Origin of the sequence: Enterobacter sp. C6 (genome assembly GCF_008122455.1) — a bacterium.
Lineage (GTDB): Bacteria > Pseudomonadota > Gammaproteobacteria > Enterobacterales > Enterobacteriaceae > Enterobacter > Enterobacter pseudoroggenkampii.
Genome location: NZ_QPFW01000204.1, coordinates 13177 through 29256 on the forward strand (window position 1 = coordinate 13177; position 16080 = coordinate 29256).

The 16080-nt window shown below is 51.8% G+C and carries 18 protein-coding genes; 11 read left to right on the forward strand and 7 right to left on the reverse strand.

Translation table 11 applies throughout. The annotated features are described in order from the left end of the window. Positions 1–7 precede the first annotated feature (7 nt). On the forward strand, positions 8–1381 hold the full coding sequence (dbpA, locus tag DOU50_RS09345; RefSeq protein WP_148769248.1) for an ATP-dependent RNA helicase DbpA: 1374 nt from the start codon (positions 8–10) through the stop codon (positions 1379–1381). Between the two features lie 42 nt (positions 1382–1423). On the opposite strand, the gene ttcA is transcribed toward dbpA, so the two are convergent. Continuing rightward, positions 1424–2359 (reverse strand): tRNA 2-thiocytidine(32) synthetase TtcA, encoded by a 936-nt coding sequence (ttcA, locus tag DOU50_RS09350; RefSeq protein ID WP_024907166.1) that lies wholly within the window; start codon positions 2357–2359, stop codon positions 1424–1426. Positions 2360–2603: 244 nt separating this feature from the next. On the opposite strand from ttcA, the gene DOU50_RS09355 reads away from it, so the two are divergent. The 9 genes from DOU50_RS09355 (at position 2604) to DOU50_RS23830 (ending at position 8435) form a co-directional block, all read left to right on the forward strand. Beyond that, on the forward strand, positions 2604–2924 hold the full coding sequence (locus DOU50_RS09355; RefSeq protein ID WP_061715029.1) for a cupin domain-containing protein: 321 nt from the start codon (positions 2604–2606) through the stop codon (positions 2922–2924). A gap of 283 nt (positions 2925–3207) precedes the next feature. Next, complete coding sequence (locus DOU50_RS09360) at positions 3208–4731, forward strand: cyclic diguanylate phosphodiesterase (protein WP_148769249.1); 1524 nt, start codon at positions 3208–3210, stop codon at positions 4729–4731. Between the two features lie 95 nt (positions 4732–4826). Further along, positions 4827–5171: a DUF1294 domain-containing protein gene (locus DOU50_RS09365; protein WP_148769250.1), complete on the forward strand. Its 345-nt coding sequence runs from the start codon at positions 4827–4829 to the stop codon at positions 5169–5171. A gap of 72 nt (positions 5172–5243) precedes the next feature. Continuing rightward, positions 5244–5684 (forward strand): VOC family protein, encoded by a 441-nt coding sequence (locus DOU50_RS09370; RefSeq protein ID WP_024907226.1) that lies wholly within the window; start codon positions 5244–5246, stop codon positions 5682–5684. A 153-nt stretch (positions 5685–5837) separates the two neighbouring features. Further along, on the forward strand, positions 5838–6287 hold the full coding sequence (locus DOU50_RS09375) for a hypothetical protein (protein ID WP_090416736.1): 450 nt from the start codon (positions 5838–5840) through the stop codon (positions 6285–6287). 256 nt (positions 6288–6543) lie between these two features. Next, entirely contained in the window at positions 6544–7575 is a 1032-nt protein-coding gene (locus DOU50_RS09380) for a methyltransferase (RefSeq protein WP_148769251.1), read from the forward strand. A gap of 90 nt (positions 7576–7665) precedes the next feature. Then, positions 7666–7863, forward strand: coding sequence for a hypothetical protein (locus tag DOU50_RS09385; protein WP_023312007.1), 198 nt, complete (start codon positions 7666–7668; stop codon positions 7861–7863). Between the two features lie 3 nt (positions 7864–7866). Beyond that, positions 7867–8289, forward strand: a complete 423-nt coding sequence (locus DOU50_RS09390) for a GFA family protein (RefSeq protein WP_148769252.1) — start codon at positions 7867–7869, stop codon at positions 8287–8289. 68 nt (positions 8290–8357) lie between these two features. After that, on the forward strand, positions 8358–8435 hold the full coding sequence (locus DOU50_RS23830; protein ID WP_223239581.1) for a hypothetical protein: 78 nt from the start codon (positions 8358–8360) through the stop codon (positions 8433–8435). Positions 8436–8499: 64 nt separating this feature from the next. Here the strand turns inward: DOU50_RS23830 and DOU50_RS23945 are convergent, their stop codons facing one another. From DOU50_RS23945 to nifJ, 3 genes are all read right to left on the reverse strand, one after another. Then, positions 8500–8625 (reverse strand): hypothetical protein, encoded by a 126-nt coding sequence (locus DOU50_RS23945; RefSeq protein ID WP_265589641.1) that lies wholly within the window; start codon positions 8623–8625, stop codon positions 8500–8502. 146 nt (positions 8626–8771) lie between these two features. After that, positions 8772–9881: a porin OmpC gene (gene ompC / locus DOU50_RS09395; protein ID WP_032647495.1), complete on the reverse strand. Its 1110-nt coding sequence runs from the start codon at positions 9879–9881 to the stop codon at positions 8772–8774. A gap of 388 nt (positions 9882–10269) precedes the next feature. Continuing rightward, entirely contained in the window at positions 10270–13794 is a 3525-nt protein-coding gene (gene nifJ, locus DOU50_RS09400) for a pyruvate:ferredoxin (flavodoxin) oxidoreductase (protein WP_148769253.1), read from the reverse strand. 271 nt (positions 13795–14065) lie between these two features. On the opposite strand from nifJ, the gene DOU50_RS09405 reads away from it, so the two are divergent. Continuing rightward, positions 14066–14332: a DUF333 domain-containing protein gene (locus tag DOU50_RS09405; RefSeq protein ID WP_024907232.1), complete on the forward strand. Its 267-nt coding sequence runs from the start codon at positions 14066–14068 to the stop codon at positions 14330–14332. Here the strand turns inward: DOU50_RS09405 and hslJ are convergent, their stop codons facing one another. From hslJ to cydB, 3 genes are all read right to left on the reverse strand, one after another. Then, positions 14333–14770, reverse strand: a complete 438-nt coding sequence (gene hslJ, locus DOU50_RS09410; protein ID WP_048991967.1) for a heat shock protein HslJ — start codon at positions 14768–14770, stop codon at positions 14333–14335. A gap of 128 nt (positions 14771–14898) precedes the next feature. Next, entirely contained in the window at positions 14899–15027 is a 129-nt protein-coding gene (locus tag DOU50_RS09415; protein ID WP_008501283.1) for a DUF2474 domain-containing protein, read from the reverse strand. Further along, a complete protein-coding gene (gene cydB, locus DOU50_RS09420; RefSeq protein WP_148769254.1) occupies positions 15027–16037 on the reverse strand; it encodes a cytochrome d ubiquinol oxidase subunit II in 1011 nt (336 codons plus the stop codon). The genes DOU50_RS09415 and cydB overlap by 1 nt, the downstream gene beginning before the upstream one ends. Between the last annotated feature and the right edge of the window lie 43 nt (positions 16038–16080).

A 16080-nucleotide genomic window follows, 5' to 3' on the forward strand; every position in this document is an offset into this window, starting at 1 on the left:
GACTATTGTGACCGCTTTTTCTACCCTGAATGTTTTGCCCGCTGCCCAGCTCGATAACCTCAACGAGCTGGGATACCTCACGATGACGCCTGTTCAGGCGGCCGCGTTGCCTGCCATCCTCGAGGGCCGTGACGTGCGCGTACAGGCGAAAACGGGCAGCGGGAAAACGGCGGCATTCGGCCTCGGCCTGTTGCAGCATATCGATGCGGCGCTTTTTCAGACCCAGTCTCTGGTGCTGTGCCCGACCCGCGAACTGGCAGATCAGGTTGCGGGTGAACTGCGTCGCCTGGCGCGTTTCCTGCCCAATACCAAGATTTTAACCCTCTGCGGCGGACAGCCGTTCGGCGCGCAGCGTGATTCACTCCAGCATGCGCCGCACATTATTGTCGCCACGCCTGGCCGCCTGCTCGATCATCTGCAAAAAGGCACCGTCTCGCTGGATGCCTTACAAACGCTGGTGATGGATGAGGCAGACAGGATGCTGGATATGGGCTTCAGCGATGCGATTGACGAGGTGATCCGTTTCGCACCTGCCGATCGCCAGACGCTGCTGTTCTCCGCAACCTGGCCGGACGCTATCGCCGCCATCAGTGGCCGCGTGCAGAAAAATCCACTCACCATTGAAATCGACAGCGTAGATGCGCTGCCCGCTATCGAGCAGCAGTTCTTTGAAACCTCGCAGCAGGGGAAAATTCCGCTCCTGCAGAAGTTGCTAAGCCAGCATCAGCCGGCCTCCTGCGTGGTGTTCTGTAATACCAAAAAAGACTGTCAGTCGGTCTGTGATACCCTCAATGCCGCCGGGCAGAGCGCACTGTCGCTGCATGGCGATCTGGAACAGCGCGATCGCGATCAGACGCTGGTTCGATTCGCTAACGGCAGCGCCCGTATTCTCGTCGCAACCGACGTCGCTGCGCGCGGTCTGGATATTAAATCCCTTGAGCTGGTGGTGAACTTTGAGCTGGCGTGGGATCCTGAAGTGCACGTGCACCGTATTGGCCGTACCGCACGTGCAGGAAACAGCGGTCTGGCGATCAGCCTCTGCGCACCGGAAGAGGCGCAGCGCGCCAATATTCTCTCTGAGATGCTGCAGATGAAGCTGAACTGGATGAATGCCCCTGCTGGCGTCAGCCTGGTGCCGCTGGAAGCCGAAATGGCGACGCTGTGTATTGATGGCGGTAAAAAAGCCAAGATGCGTCCAGGTGACGTATTAGGCGCGCTGACCGGGGATGTGGGTCTGGACGGAGCGGATATCGGTAAGATTGCGGTTCATCCGGCGCATGTCTACGTAGCGGTTCGCCAGGCGGTGGCCCATAAGGCATGGAAGCAGCTGCAGAACGGGAAAATCAAGGGTAAAACCTGTCGCGTACGTCTGCTGAAATAAAGCATCAAGCGTCTCAGAAGATGTTTCTGAGACGCTACTCGCTTACTTCACTTCAAGCACGTTCAGACGAAGCTCTTCAAACTGATTGTCATCGTCTTCCGGCTGCCAGCCGGCTGGCTGCATGGGAATATCTTCCCGGTCAAACGCCAGATCGCCGCCATTCACCACGTCTGAGTCATGGTTAATGCCTTTGAAGTCGAACAGTTCTACATCCGCGAGATGGGAAGGGACAACGTTCTGCATCGCGCTGAACATAGTTTCGATACGACCCGGATAACGCTTATCCCAGTCGCGCAGCATGTCGCCAATCACCTGACGCTGCAGGTTCGGCTGAGAGCCGCAAAGGTTACATGGAATGATCGGGAACCCTTTAGCCTGAGAAAAACGCTCAATGTCTTTTTCACGACAGTAGGCAAGCGGGCGGATCACAATGTGTTTACCGTCATCGCTCATCAGTTTAGGCGGCATGCCTTTCATTTTGCCGCCGTAGAACATATTGAGGAACAGCGTTTGCAGGATATCGTCGCGGTGATGGCCCAGCGCAATTTTGGTCGCGCCCAGCTCCGTCGCGGTACGATACAGAATGCCGCGGCGCAGGCGAGAGCACAGAGAGCAGGTGGTTTTCCCTTCCGGGATTTTCTCTTTCACAATACCGTAGGTATTTTCTTCGACGATTTTGTACTCAACGCCCAGCTTCTCGAGGTATTCCGGCAGAATGTGCTCCGGGAAACCCGGTTGCTTCTGATCAAGGTTGACCGCCACCAGGGAAAATTTCACCGGCGCACTTTGCTGAAGATTACGCAGGATCTCCAGCATGGTGTAGCTGTCTTTACCCCCTGACAAGCAAACCATGATGCGGTCGCCTTCTTCAATCATGTTGAAGTCTGCAATGGCTTCGCCCACGTTACGGCGCAGTCGCTTTTGCAGTTTGTTCAGGTTGTATTGCTCTTTTTTGTTAATCTCTTGATTCTCTTGCATTGAGTACTACCTTCGGAGCCAGCAGGGGCAAAAATTGTATGCCGCGTATGGTACGGATTCCGGCGGCGAATGCCAGCACGTTTTGCAGCGAGGTTATACTGGCGTTGCAACGCTGTCAGCGTGCGCTGTGGTTTCAAGGCCTCCTATAGCACATTACTCGTCCTGGTTTTCCATATTTGTTCTATGACGGGAGGAAACTTGTATGGCATAAGAGCGTTAAACGAACATCAAAAGGAATGACGTTATGTCGCTTTATGACCTCAAAACCGAAGCACTTGCATTACCGGAGGCCTGGCACTCTCATGTATTAGGCCGCATTGGAACTGCGAATCTCAAAGTTTTACGAATGGATGAACGCTCAGTGATTGAAGAGGTTCATGAGTATGACGAGGGGTTACTGGTCATTGATGGACGTCTGGAGCTGAGCGTGAAGGATAAAAAAATCTCTGTAACGTCTGGACAACTTTATGTAGCCAAAGCTGGCACTCCCCATACTGTCGAAACAGGCAGTTTTGGCACACTGGTTATCATTGATTTACCAGAAACGGAAGTGGCCTCGCTTTAAGCGGCTTGCGATGAAGTGTCAGGGTGTCGTTTTGATCTGGCTCTCAGTCTACCTGAAATTAATGAAAACGTATCAGCAGGGCTGCCATTCGGTGGCCTTTTATCTTTCCCCTTGATGATGTCGTTTATTGCGCCATGGGAGCAGACCAAATATTCGGGTCTGAATGAAAATTTTCGACGCCTGACATGGTAATTATTATGTTATCTACCATGATTAAGACGATGACAATTCAATCGCTTCAGCATCGCTGAAGCGGTTACCTCACTCTAATCGAGAACCCTAAATGCGCCATGCATCTATCCCCGTAGCTGCAGCCACGGCAATATTTTTGCTGGGCGTTTTTATCATAAATTTACAGGTTTGGTATTCTGCTCGGACTGACAGCCTTGCAGGGGCGCACTATGTCGTGCGGAACATGAATGTCATTCTTAAAGAAGCCCGTCATGCGACCCAGATTGCAATGCAGCTTGCTGAGAATGAGTGTGATGCTGAAGGACAGTATCGGCTCGGCACTGAAGCGGCATTACAACCACATCTGAGAACGATCGTTATTCTGAAAAAAGATGCGGTCTGGTGCTCCTCCTTACCGGGAAACCGCGTGTTGTTGGTTAACGGCTCAGCGCTGCCTGCAGCATCGTTACTACTCGTTCCAGCGAAAAGTACGGTCAACGGCCTGCCGGTTCTCTTATACCAGACAAACCATGCCGGAAGCCGAATCATGGTGAGCATCAGTGACAGCCATATCCGGGATGCGCTGAATATGCCATTACGCGGCGTGGGATATTCACTGAACGTCGGCGATCGTATCTTAGGCCAATCAGGCGATGTGTTGACGGCAGCCCATTCGAACAAAGATGTACTGACGGTAAAAGATGCTGATTTTCCTTTCGCGATTCAATTTAACGCTCCGCCTCTGTTTAGCCTGACGAGATTATTCGACCAGGCCGGTGGGGTGTTGTTATTTCTGTTGCTCATTTCCTCTCTTCCTGCTTATCTTTTGCAGCGTTATCTCTCTAAGGATATTTCGCCTGAGGAATCGCTGCGTACTGCCATCTACAGAAATGAAATTATTCCCTATTACCAACCCGTCGTGAGCGGAAAAGAGGGCACCTTGCGTGGCGTAGAAGTGCTGGCCAGATGGAAGCATCCGCAATCGGGGTTTATTTCTCCCGCGTCCTTTATTCCTCTCGCTGAAAAATCAGGGTTAATTATTCCATTAACTCAAAGTTTAATGAGACAGGTTGCAAAGCAGATGAATTCTATTTCAACATTGCTGCCAGAAGGGTTCCACGTAGGGATGAACTTCAGCGCTTCTCATATCGTTGCGTCCACCTTTGTTGAAGAGTGCCTCCACTACAAACACAGTTTTATTCAACAGGATCTTAATCTTGTCGTTGAGGTGACCGAGCGCGAACCGCTCCACATCGATGAACATCTCGTCAAGACCCTGAATGAGCTGCATAACAACGGATTTGCTATTGCCCTGGATGACTTTGGTACGGGATACTCAGGTCTATCCTATCTGCAAGCGCTGCATATTGATTACATTAAAATCGACCAAAGCTTTGTTGCCAGAGTTAACGCGAATGAGGATTCAACGTTGATCCTGGATTCGGTGCTGGAGTTGGCAAAAAAACTTTCAATAAGTATCGTGGCGGAAGGTGTTGAAACAGAAGAGCAGCTTGATTACCTCACACGCAATCATATCCGTTTTTTACAGGGTTTTTTCTTCTATAAACCTCTTCCTTTCAAGGAGCTGCTCAAAGTTCTCTTGTCGAAGCCAAAAGTTAAAGTGAGGGTGGAATGAGGTTTAACCCGCAATCAGCGTTTCAGCCTGAAACATTTCTAAGATAGCGTATACTCCCTCTTCCAAAACCGCTCAACAACCCGGTGGCTTGTGCTATGACCCTCAATCGCTTTTGTTACTTACTCCTAATCTTTGCTGCGATCGGTAGCTTTCTGGCCTCGAATCCTGTGGTGATATGGTTTCTGCTGATCAATGTGCTGACGTTGGCTCTGTATGGCGCTGATAAAATGGCGGCGCGTAAAGGGATGCGCAGGGTACCGGAAGCTACATTGCTGGTATTTGGCGTGACAGGAGGTTGGCCTGGCGCCATTGTGGGCCAGCAGCTTTTTCGCCATAAAACCCAAAAGCAGCCCTTCAAAACCTACTTTTTCTTGAGCGTCGTGGTCAGCATCGGCATGATGGCGGTGCTTTACCATTTCTCTCCTGTTTCTTCTTTATGAACGTATTGACATCAAGTTAACTTGAGCTTTTAAGATGCCAGCACCACGTTGATAAGGGAGTAACATCTTAAAATGAAAGAGATTGATGTAGGTTTCACTCATGTCGCGTTTATGGTCAGAGACCTGGAAAAGAGTATTGCCTTCTATCGTCGCTATGCCGGTATGGAGGTCATTCATTTGCGTGAACCCGATATGCCTGATGCAAGAAAAGTGGCATGGCTTAGCGACCATACTCGTCCTTTTGCACTGGTTCTTGTACAGGCCGATACCGTGACCGATACGCCGCTGGGTAGCTTCGGGCATCTGGGTATTGCCTGCGCGACCCGCGAAGAAATTGACAGAAAAACCGCGATGGCCACGGCTGAAGGCGTGCTAAGGAAAGCGCCTGAGAACGTAGGCGATCCCGTCGGCTACTATGTCTTTTTTGCCGATCCCGATGGAAATACGTTAGAGCTGTCATTTGGACAGCGTGTCGGTCTGGAAGCGATTCGAACGATGAATCGGGATAAATAACGCGGGTAAACGTCCGGAACGAAGAAATGGGGCGCATCGCACGTCGTTAATTAATCCTCCATCACTGCCAATAGTAGTAGGACTATTCTTAAGTGGTTGCTGTTTTTTGCACAATCTGAATAATACGTGCAACAACAAGGAAGACAACATCCCATGAAAATAAATTCTATTATACTGGCAGTGCTGTCTGTCTTTTCTGCGCCTTCCTGGTCTGCTTTTCAGGAACGGGAATATAATACCTGGTATATCAAAAATGCGGTCCTTTATGATATGACACAAACCTCGGAAGGCTTTCCCGTCATGGTGAGTGTTTCTCAGCCAGGGCGAAAATCCGCTAACTTGCTGGTGTCATATATTACTGAAGGCCTTTGTGGTGATAATAACCTTCCGCTAAATGTGAATGGTAAAATCCTGCCCGCCAAATATGATTGTGTTCAGATAGGGCAGAACAGAATTGAACATTTTTCAGTGGTGGATGCGGACAGCGTCAATGGCATGGTGACGCATTTGAAATCTGATTTCACTATTCTCCTGCAAAACGATATCAAAATTTGGGCGGCAAATATCAAAACGCCAAAATACGGGCTGGCACCGAGATTCTAACGATGATGTCTGTCTCGCGACAGGTATTACTTCTATCATGGTAATCATTTATGAAATAATAGTGTCGTGGTGTTATTAATCAAAATAAGGAGTAAGTGGCCCTGTTTTTTTACGTATTGAAATGGACTGTATGCTAAACGGTACGAAACCGCACAAATAATCCTTTCTGACATTATGGATAAAGCTCACTACCAGACTTACGCTTGCTAGCGGCGTTTTAGTTGTTCAGCACATCTTTACTGGTAAGGAGCAGAAAATGTCGCAACGTAATAGTCTGGATTTACTAAGCCGTAAAGAGGGAATGTGTCTGTTAGAGCAAAGCATGGGTTTTGTCTGGCAGGCAGCACTTCGGGCGGTCGCGGTATTAGGGGTCGCAGATCGTCTGGTTGAAGGAAAAAAATCCGTTACGCAACTGGCGGAGGAGCTTAGTGTCGATGGCGACTATCTTCATCGGATCATGCGCTTATTGTCCTCTCGCGGGGTGTTCAACGAATTATCTGAAGCTGAATACAGTCTTAGCCATTCAGCACAATTCCTCTGTTCTGAGCATGAATTTTCCTTGCGTGCGGCGGTGCTCATGCTGACAGACCCAACATTCTGGCAGCCAGCGGCTAAAATGGATGAAATATTGCAAGGCAAACCTGTTTTTAATGATTTGTTTGGCAAGCCTTTTTACGACTACTGGCAGCATGATGACACGATGACTGACAGCAACATTTTTCATGCGGGTATGGCCTCTATGTCATCCGTAGAGAATGAAGTCATCGCAGATAGCTATTCGTTCCCTCAAAACGCTGTCGTTGCCGATATCGCCGGTGGGCTGGGTAACTTATTGTTGGCCGTTTTACGTCGAAATCCGACCTTAACGGGGATCCTCTTCGATCAAAAAGACGTGCTTGAGCGGAATCGACTGCACCTGTTAAAGGATAATTGTCGATGGAAGACCGTTGAGGGTAGCTTTTTTGAAGCCTGTCCTGTAGCGGACATTTACATGCTTAAATATATTTTGATGGACTGGCCTGATGGGAAGGCCATTCAGATCCTTCAATGCTGCAGAAAGGCTATGAAAGAAAGCTCCCGGCTATTAATTTTTGAGCCGCTTATTAAAAAAGAAAATAATGAGCAGGGACGATTTGAAATTGACCTTCTTCTGTTAACGAGCTTTGATGGCGGACGGGCACGAACAGAGTCTGAGTATCAGGCCTTGTTTGAACAGAGCAATCTGAAGTTGAACAAAATAATAGACACCCGTTCGTATCTGTCGATTTTAGAAGTCGTACCTGTCTGAGCTGTTTAAATAATATTCACAGAGCATGTGTCTGGCATTCCGTTTTACCGTATTCCTGCTACGCTTGTTTGTTGTATCAGGAGCATGAATATGAAAAACAAAGATGAACAAACCGGATTAGTGGGGCTGGCGATTGGGGCCGCCGTCATTGGGCTGGTTTCAGCGCAAAAACCGATCCATCGCAACAGTATCGTCGATGAGCTGGTCAGGCTCGGCAGGCAAAAAGGCGATGGTGTAGAAGACGAGGTTTTCGTGAAAGCCGCCGAGCTGGTGAGAAAAGGGGTATAGCCCATGACTGAATGTCGTAAGGCGCAGTGCCATTGCGGTGCGGTGGCCTTTACCGTTGCGCTAACGGATGGCCTGAATACCGCGCGGCGCTGCAGCTGTTCTTTTTGTCGCATGCGGGGTGCGGTCGTCGTCTCTGCGCCGCTGTCAGGGATTACCGTGACAAAAGGTGAGGATAAGCTCACGGAGTACCGTTTTAACACGGGAACGGCACGGCACTTCTTCTGCTCAGTGTGCGGGATCTACACGTACCATCAGCGGCGTTCGAATCCAAACGAATACGGCGTGAATGTTGCCTGCTTTGAAAACGTCTCACCGTTCGATTTCTCTGAGGTGAAGGTAATGGACGGGGTAAACCATCCCTCGGATGGGGAAAGTGGAGTATTTGGCTATCTCACTTTTCGCGAGAAAGGGGAAGAGCAGGCATGATTGCCGCCTGGCCACTCTTTAATCAGCCTGGCTATAGTGGAGAATGGTTATCTGATACAGGAGAGACTATGCTCTGTGTTGAAAAAGACGATCCGCGAGAGGCACCTGAATCAGGTGATAAAAAACCTCAACCGGTGAAAAAATAACGCGACCTGTGCGTTTATCCGCCACCGGCACTGCTGGTGGCTTTTTATTTTCCAGGAAACCCTGTTAACCGCCATCAAGGTGGGTTAACACAGCGCCGAGATGCCCGACAATATCAGCAAAATCAAAAATTAACGCCATCCACAGCAAGGCTAAAAGGGCAAGTACGGCAAGGGATACACGACCAAACAACGCTGTTATCCTTAGTGACGAAAGGGCTATCACCTGAGTTTAACCCGTTTTCTTTCAACTTACCTTCAACCAACCCTTTTCTGAAACTGTCTTTTGTGACGTACTTCAAAAAAATCGAGCCCGCATCATAATGCGGGCTCTGGCAATCAGAACTGGTAAACCAGACCTAACGCGACGACATCATCCGTGCCGATGCCGTTGTTTTTATAGAAGCTGTCATCTTCATCCAGCAGGTTAATTTTGTAATCAACGTAGGTGGACATGTTTTTATTGAAGTAGTAGGTCGCGCCTACGTCAGCGTATTTAACCAGATCCTGATCGCCCTGACCGTTGCCCAGATCCTTACCTTTAGACTGGAGGTATGAAAGGGTCGGACGCAGGCCGAAGTCGAACTGGTACTGCGCGGTCACTTCGAAGTTCTGGGTTTTGTTCGCCACGGCGTCGGTGTTATCACCGTACGGCGTCATATTGCGGGTTTCAGAATACATTGCCGCCAGGTAGATGTTATTGGCGTCATATTTCAGGCCCGCAGTCCATGCATCCGCTTTGTCGCCGCCCGCGGTGGTATTCATCACCTGCTCGTTGGTACGGTCAGAAGAGGTGTAGGCTGCACCCGCAGTAATGCCCATGCCGAAGTCATAGGTAGTCGAGATACCGAAGCCGTCGCCGTTCTCGTGACGCGTGTCGCGACCGTTGTTGGTGCCTTCCTGGTTATTGCTGGCGTCTTCATTTTTGCCCTGATACTGCAGCGCAAAATTCAGACCCTGCACCAGACCATAGAAATCGGTGTTACGGTAGGTGGCCACGCCGTTGGCACGGCCGGTCATGAAGTTGTCGGCTTTAGTGTAGGAGTCACCGCCGAACTCAGGCAACATATCGGTCCAGCCTTCAACGTCGTACAGCACGCCATAGTTACGACCGTAATCAAAGGAACCGTAGTCGCCCACCTTCACACCAGCGAAGGCCAGACGCGTCCAGGACTGGTTATCAGACCCTTCGGTGTTATTGGCCTGAATGTTGTATTCCCACTGTGCGTAGCCGGTCATCATGTCGTTGATCTGGGTTTCGCCTTTGAAGCCCAGACGCATATAGGTTTGATCCCCGTCAGCGCCTTTATCATCGGAGAAATAGTGCAGACCATCTACTTTTCCGTACAGATCTAATTTGTTGCCGTCTTTATTATAAATCTCTGCTGCATGAGTTGCGCCAGCCATTAACAGAGCCGGAATCATCAGGGCCAGTACTTTTCTTTGCATTGTGATATTCCTTTGCAGTTGTTTTTATTTAATTACCTGTTGAACTTCCCGAGTGAGAAAGTTGTCTCATGCTAAATCACTCCTGTGTAAGAGTAATAAATTATAATTGTTACGAACTAAGTAAAATCTAAACCGAATAAATCAATGGTAATGGTCATCTGTTTGATGAATGTTTTAATGCAAAACATAATAAATTAAAATTATTAATCAGGCGTTAATTAAGCTATTCTTGGCGGCGTTATATGCCTTTAAGATTATTTATCCATAATTCGCGTGAATAATATTTAGGAAGCTAAATAGATATTTATTGATTATCTGGATCCGCCCGGTGTGAATACACCGGGTTTTTTTATGGCAAAAAAAAGCCCGGACACGCCGGGCTGAGAAACTAGTCGCTGGTCGATTTTTCGGCTTTACCCGCTAGCTGCGCCAGGAAATCATAACGTTTTTGCAGATCGGCCGCGGCGTCTTTCCAGAGCTGTTCGGCCACTTCCGGCTGCTGCGCGTTAAGGCGACGGAAGCGTTGTTCCTGCATCAACGTCTCGGCCAGGGCATCTGACGGCGGACGTGAATCCAGCGCCAGCGGTAACTTACCCTCGTCCGCACGGCGCGGGTCGAACCGGTACAGCGGCCAGAATCCGGTCGCGGTCAGCTGACGCATCTGGTCGTGGCTGAGTGCCAGATCGTAGCCGTGCTCTTCACAAGGGCTGTAGGCAATGATCAGCGACGGGCCTGGATACGCTTCCGCTTCCTGGATGGCTTTTACCGTCTGGTTAAGCTGGGCACCCAGCGAGATTTGCGCGACGTAAACGTGACCGTACATCATCATGCTCACACCGAGATCTTTGCGCGCCTTGCGTTTACCGTGTTCACCGAATTTCGTGACTGCGCCAAGCGGCGTCGCTTTCGACGCCTGACCACCGGTGTTGGAATAACACTGCGTATCCAGAACCAGGATATTGACGTTTTCGGTCAGGCTCAACACGTGATCCAGTCCACCAAAGCCTATGTCGTAAGCCCAGCCGTCACCGCCAATCAGCCAGATTGATTTTTCAACCAGCGCGTCTGCGTCGGTCAGCAGCTGTTCAGCGCCCGCCACGCCCTGAAGCGCCTGACGTAGCTCAGCAACCTGCTCACGACGTACCTCTGGCGTCGCGTCCGCGTGAAGCGCGTCATTGAGCCCGGCGGGGATCTGCCCGGCAAACTGTTCCAGCAGGCGCATCACGCGTGCGCGGTGCTGGTCAACGGTCAGGCGGAAGCCCAGGCCAAATTCGGCGTTGTCCTCGAACAGCGAGTTTGCCCACGCAGGACCGCGACCGTTGGCGTCAGTGGTGTACGGCGTGGAGGGCAGGTTACCGCCATAGATAGATGAGCAGCCGGTAGCGTTGGCAATCAGCATCCTGTCACCGTATAGCTGGGTAAGCAGCTTGATATACGGTGTTTCACCGCAGCCTGAACAGGCGCCGGAGTATTCAAACAGCGGCGTGATCAGCTGTGAAGTGCGAATATCAATGCGTTCCAGTTTGCTGCGATCGATTTCCGGCAGATTCAGGAAGAAGTCATAATTGACCTTCTCCTCTTCAACATGCTCCAGACGCGACATCATATTGATGGCTTTGATCTCCGGGTTCTGCCTGTCTTTCGCCGGACAGACCTCGACGCAGAGGTTACAGCCGGTGCAATCTTCCGGCGCGACCTGCAGAACGTATTTCTGTCCGCGCATATCCCGAGATTTCACATCCAGCGAATGCAGGCTGGCCGGCGCGGTTTCCATCTCTTCCGGTGCAACCACCTTGGCACGAATGGCAGAGTGCGGGCAGGCCGCCACGCAGTGGTTGCACTGGGTACACAGCTCTTCTTTCCAGATGGGGATCGCTTCGGCAATGTTACGTTTTTCCCAGCGCGTGGTGCCCATTGGCCAGGTGCCATCCGGCGGGAGCGCAGAGACGGGCAGGGCATCGCCCAGCCCGGCCAGCATCGCCGCCGTCACGGTCTTCACGAAATCAGGCGCCGCATCGGACACCACCGGAGGGCGGTTCGGGCTTGCGGCATTGACCGGCTGCAGCGGGACTTCGAACAGCGACTCGCGCGCCAGCGCCAGCGCCTGCCAGTTACGTTCGACCAGTTCCTGGCCCTTGCTACTATAGCTTTTAGCAATCGCACCCTGCAGTTCTACCAGCGCGCTGTCGCCCGGCAGGATATTGGTCAGATGGAAGAAGGCCATCTGCATTACGGTATTAATACGTGCAGCAAGGCCACACTCGCGGGCAATTTTTGCGGCGTTAACCACATAGAAACGGGCTTTTTTCTGGTTCAGCACCGCCTGCACTTCCTGCGGCAGGCGCGCCCAGACTTCGTCCGCGCTGTATGGAGTATTCAGGAGGAAAATACCGCCGGGCTTCAGGCGCTCGGCCATCTGGTATTTATCGATAAACTGCAGCTGGTGACAGCCAACAAAATCAGCCTGAGAAATAAGATACGCAGAGCGGATGGGCTGTTCGCTCACGCGCAGGTGGGAAACGGTCAGACCGCCGGCTTTCTTGGAGTCATAGACGAAGTATCCCTGGGCGTACCACGGCGTGGAGTTACCGATGATTTTGATGTTGTTTTTGGTTGCGGAGACGCTGCCGTCGCTGCCCAGACCATAGAACAGCGCCTCAAGTTTAGCGGTTGAGGGCAGGGTGTTTTCCGGCAACGACAGGGACAGATTCGTCACATCATCATAAATGCCGACGGTAAAGCGCGGCTTGGGCTTCGCTTCGCTGAGCTCGTTGAATACCGCCAGCACGCAGTCCGGCCCAAACTCCTTGGACGATAACCCATAGCGACCCCCGATCACGCGCGGCAGCGTTTCACGTTCGCCATCATTAAAGGCCTCGGCCAGGGCAGTCATCACATCCAGATACAGCGGTTCCGCCTGGGCGCCCGGCTCCTTGGTGCGATCGAGCACCGCAACGGTACGGGCGCTCTCCGGCAGCGCAGAGAGGAGATGTTTCGCCGAGAACGGCCGATAGAGACGCACTTTAAGCACGCCAACTTTTTCGCCGCGCGTCAGCAGCTCGTCAACAACTTCCTCGCAGGTGCCGATGGCAGAGCCCATCAACACAATGACCCGTTCCGCCTGCGGATGGCCGTAATACTCAAAGGGTTTGTATTCCCGACCGGTCGCGGCGGAAAAGTCATTCATCGCCTGTTCAACATGGTCGTAAACCGCGTTGTACCACGGGTTCGTGGCCTCGCGGGACTGGAAATAGGTATCGGGGTTCGCCGATGTGCCGCGAATAACCGGGTGTTCAGGGTTAAGGGCCCGGGCGCGATGCGCGTCGATGTCCGTCTGCGGAAGCAGATTCAGGATAGTATCGTCGGCCAGCGGGACGATTTTGTTGATTTCGTGAGAGGTGCGGAAACCATCAAAGAAGTGAATAAACGGCACGCGGCTTTTGAGCGTGGCAATATGCGAAATTAAGGCAAAGTCCTGAGCTTCCTGAACGCTGCTGGCGCACAGCATCGCGCAGCCGGTCTGGCGTACGGCCATCACGTCAGAGTGATCGCCAAAGATAGAGAGCGCGTGGGTGGCAACGGTACGCGCCGCGACGTGCAGAACGAAGGGGGTCAGTTGCCCGGCGAGTTTGTACAGCGTCGGGATCATTAACAACAATCCCTGAGAAGAGGTAAACGACGTGGAAAGCGCGCCGGTCTGAAGCGCGCCGTGCACCGTGGCAATCGCACCGGCTTCCGACTGCATTTCAACCACTCGCGGGACATCGCCCCAGACGTTTTTTAACCCGTTACCCGCCCAGGCGTCCGCCTGCTCAGCCATGGTAGAACTTGGCGTAATTGGGTAGATGGCGATAACTTCACTGGTGCGAAACGCGACTGAGGCAACTGCACCATTACCGTCAATAGTTTGCATAGGACAACACCCTTACATTGCGCAAAAAATAGGGGTCTGTATTACGGCAACAAACCCTGAATATTATCTGTGTATTCTAGCAAATGGGTGATTTTACGATTTTCGCTTTTGTGTCCTCGGTATTCTCGCCATCAATGAGTAGATCAATCTTTTGGCGAAAAAATTGCGAGAAATTGTTTCTGAAGCGCATAAATACGCACTTTCGCTCTCGACGACACGGGATGGGATGCCTATTATGCATAGGTTTCGCATTATTCATGGGGGAGAGAGCATGCGCTCAGCATTTTGGTTAGGGTGTGCCGCATTATTGTTGTCGGCATGTAGCAGTGAACCCGTTCAGCAGGCAACGGCAGCCCACGTGGCGCCGGGAATGAAGGCGGCGATGTCCAGTTCAGGTCAGGCCAACTGCGCAATGATTGGCGGTTCGCTGTCCGTCGCCCGTCAGCTGGATGGTTCTGCTATTGGGATGTGCGCCTTGCCAAATGGCAAACGCTGTAGCGAACAGTCGCTTGCCGTTGGAAGCTGCGGTAACTACTGATTATTCTGCACGCTTAAACATCAGCGTTTTATCGGCCGTCGCCAGCGTTAACTGGTCTTCAGTCAGGTCGACCTGCGCCCCTTTGCGCAGCATGTCGCCGATGGCCTGATCCAGCTCATTCAGCTGCGGTTCAGTACATAGCTTGCGCGTCATGGCCAGCGTTTTAACCTTAAGCTCGCCTTCGGACAATTTCCCCTGTCCGTTGAAGCGGTTACACATCTGGCCAGAAACGCTGATGTTATTAACCAGGCTGATATCTGGCAGCGCGCTAAAACCGATCTCAGGTTGCGTTGTCGCACTCTTCACTGCCTTACCGTTTACATTTTCCAGCACAAAGCGGTGGTTCTGAAGTTGCTCCGGCTGAACGGAGGCTTTACCCGGATTAACGCACCCGGTAAGGACAAGACTAATAACACCTAACGCAATGAGCTTTTTCATTTTTCTTCTCAAACTATAAATACTGTGAATCTTTTTCAAGTGTAACGATACTCTGCCGTGCGTTAATGGGGTTTATCTGAAAGTGCGGGGGGAGGTACCGGGCAACGCAGCGGTTGCCCGGGATGACGTTAATGCGATTTAAACCCTGCCGCCGTCATCAGCATACGGAAGAGCATACTGACAGCAGCCAGCGCCAGTACGCTGCCGCCCCAGATAATGGCCAGCCACAGCAATCTTTTCCAGACCGGTTGTTGCATCAGTGATAACCCTCCCCATGCTGAACTTTGCCGCGAAATACGTAGTAGCTCCAGAAGGTGTAGACCAGAATAACGGGAATGATCAACAGCGCGCCGACCAGCATAAAGCCCTGGCTTTGCGTCGGTGCGGCCGCCTGCCACAGGGTGATCGACGGTGGAATGATATGCGGCCAGATGCTGATCCCCAGCCCGCTAAAGCCGAGGAAGATCAGCCCCAGCGTCAGAATAAACGGACGGCTATGGCTGTCGGGATTATTCAGGCAGCGCCACTGGTACAGGCTAAAAATCACCACCAGCGCCGGGACGGGCAGCAGATAAAACAGATTCGGCAGCGTAAACCAGCGCGCAGCGATGGCCGGTTGCGCCAGCGGCGTCCAGAGGCTGATCGCCGCAATAAACGCCAGCAGCACGATTAACAGCGTTTTCGACACCTCACGCATCCGCTGCTGCAATGCGTTTTCGCTTTTCATCACCAGCCAGGTAGAGCCTAACAGCGCATAAGTCACCACCAGCCCCGCGCCGCAAAACAGGTTAAACGCGGTAAACCAGTCAAAGGGGCCGCCGGTATAGGCCCGACCGGTGACGGCAAAGCCGTTAATGACGGCGCCTACCGTTACGCCCTGGGTAAACGTCGCCAGAATTGAACCGCCTATAAACGCCTTATCCCAGAAGGGACGGTGAGCCGGGGTGGCTTTAAAGCGAAACTCAAATGCTACCCCGCGGAAAATAAGTCCGATCAGCATTAACGTCAGCGGAATGGTCAGGGCATCAACGATGACCGCATAGGCCAGCGGAAACGCGCCGAACAGGGCGGCTCCGCCGAGCACCAGCCAGGTCTCATTTCCGTCCCAGACCGGCGCGACGCTGTTGACCATCACGTCGCGATCGTCGGCGTTTTGCGTTGCCGGGAACAGAATGCCGATCCCCAGATCAAAACCGTCCATGACGATATACATCAGCGTGGCAAAGACGATGATGACAAACCAGATAATGGAAAGATCGATACCCATTATGGTTGCTCCTTGTGTTCAGTTGTGACGGCAGAAAGCGGGC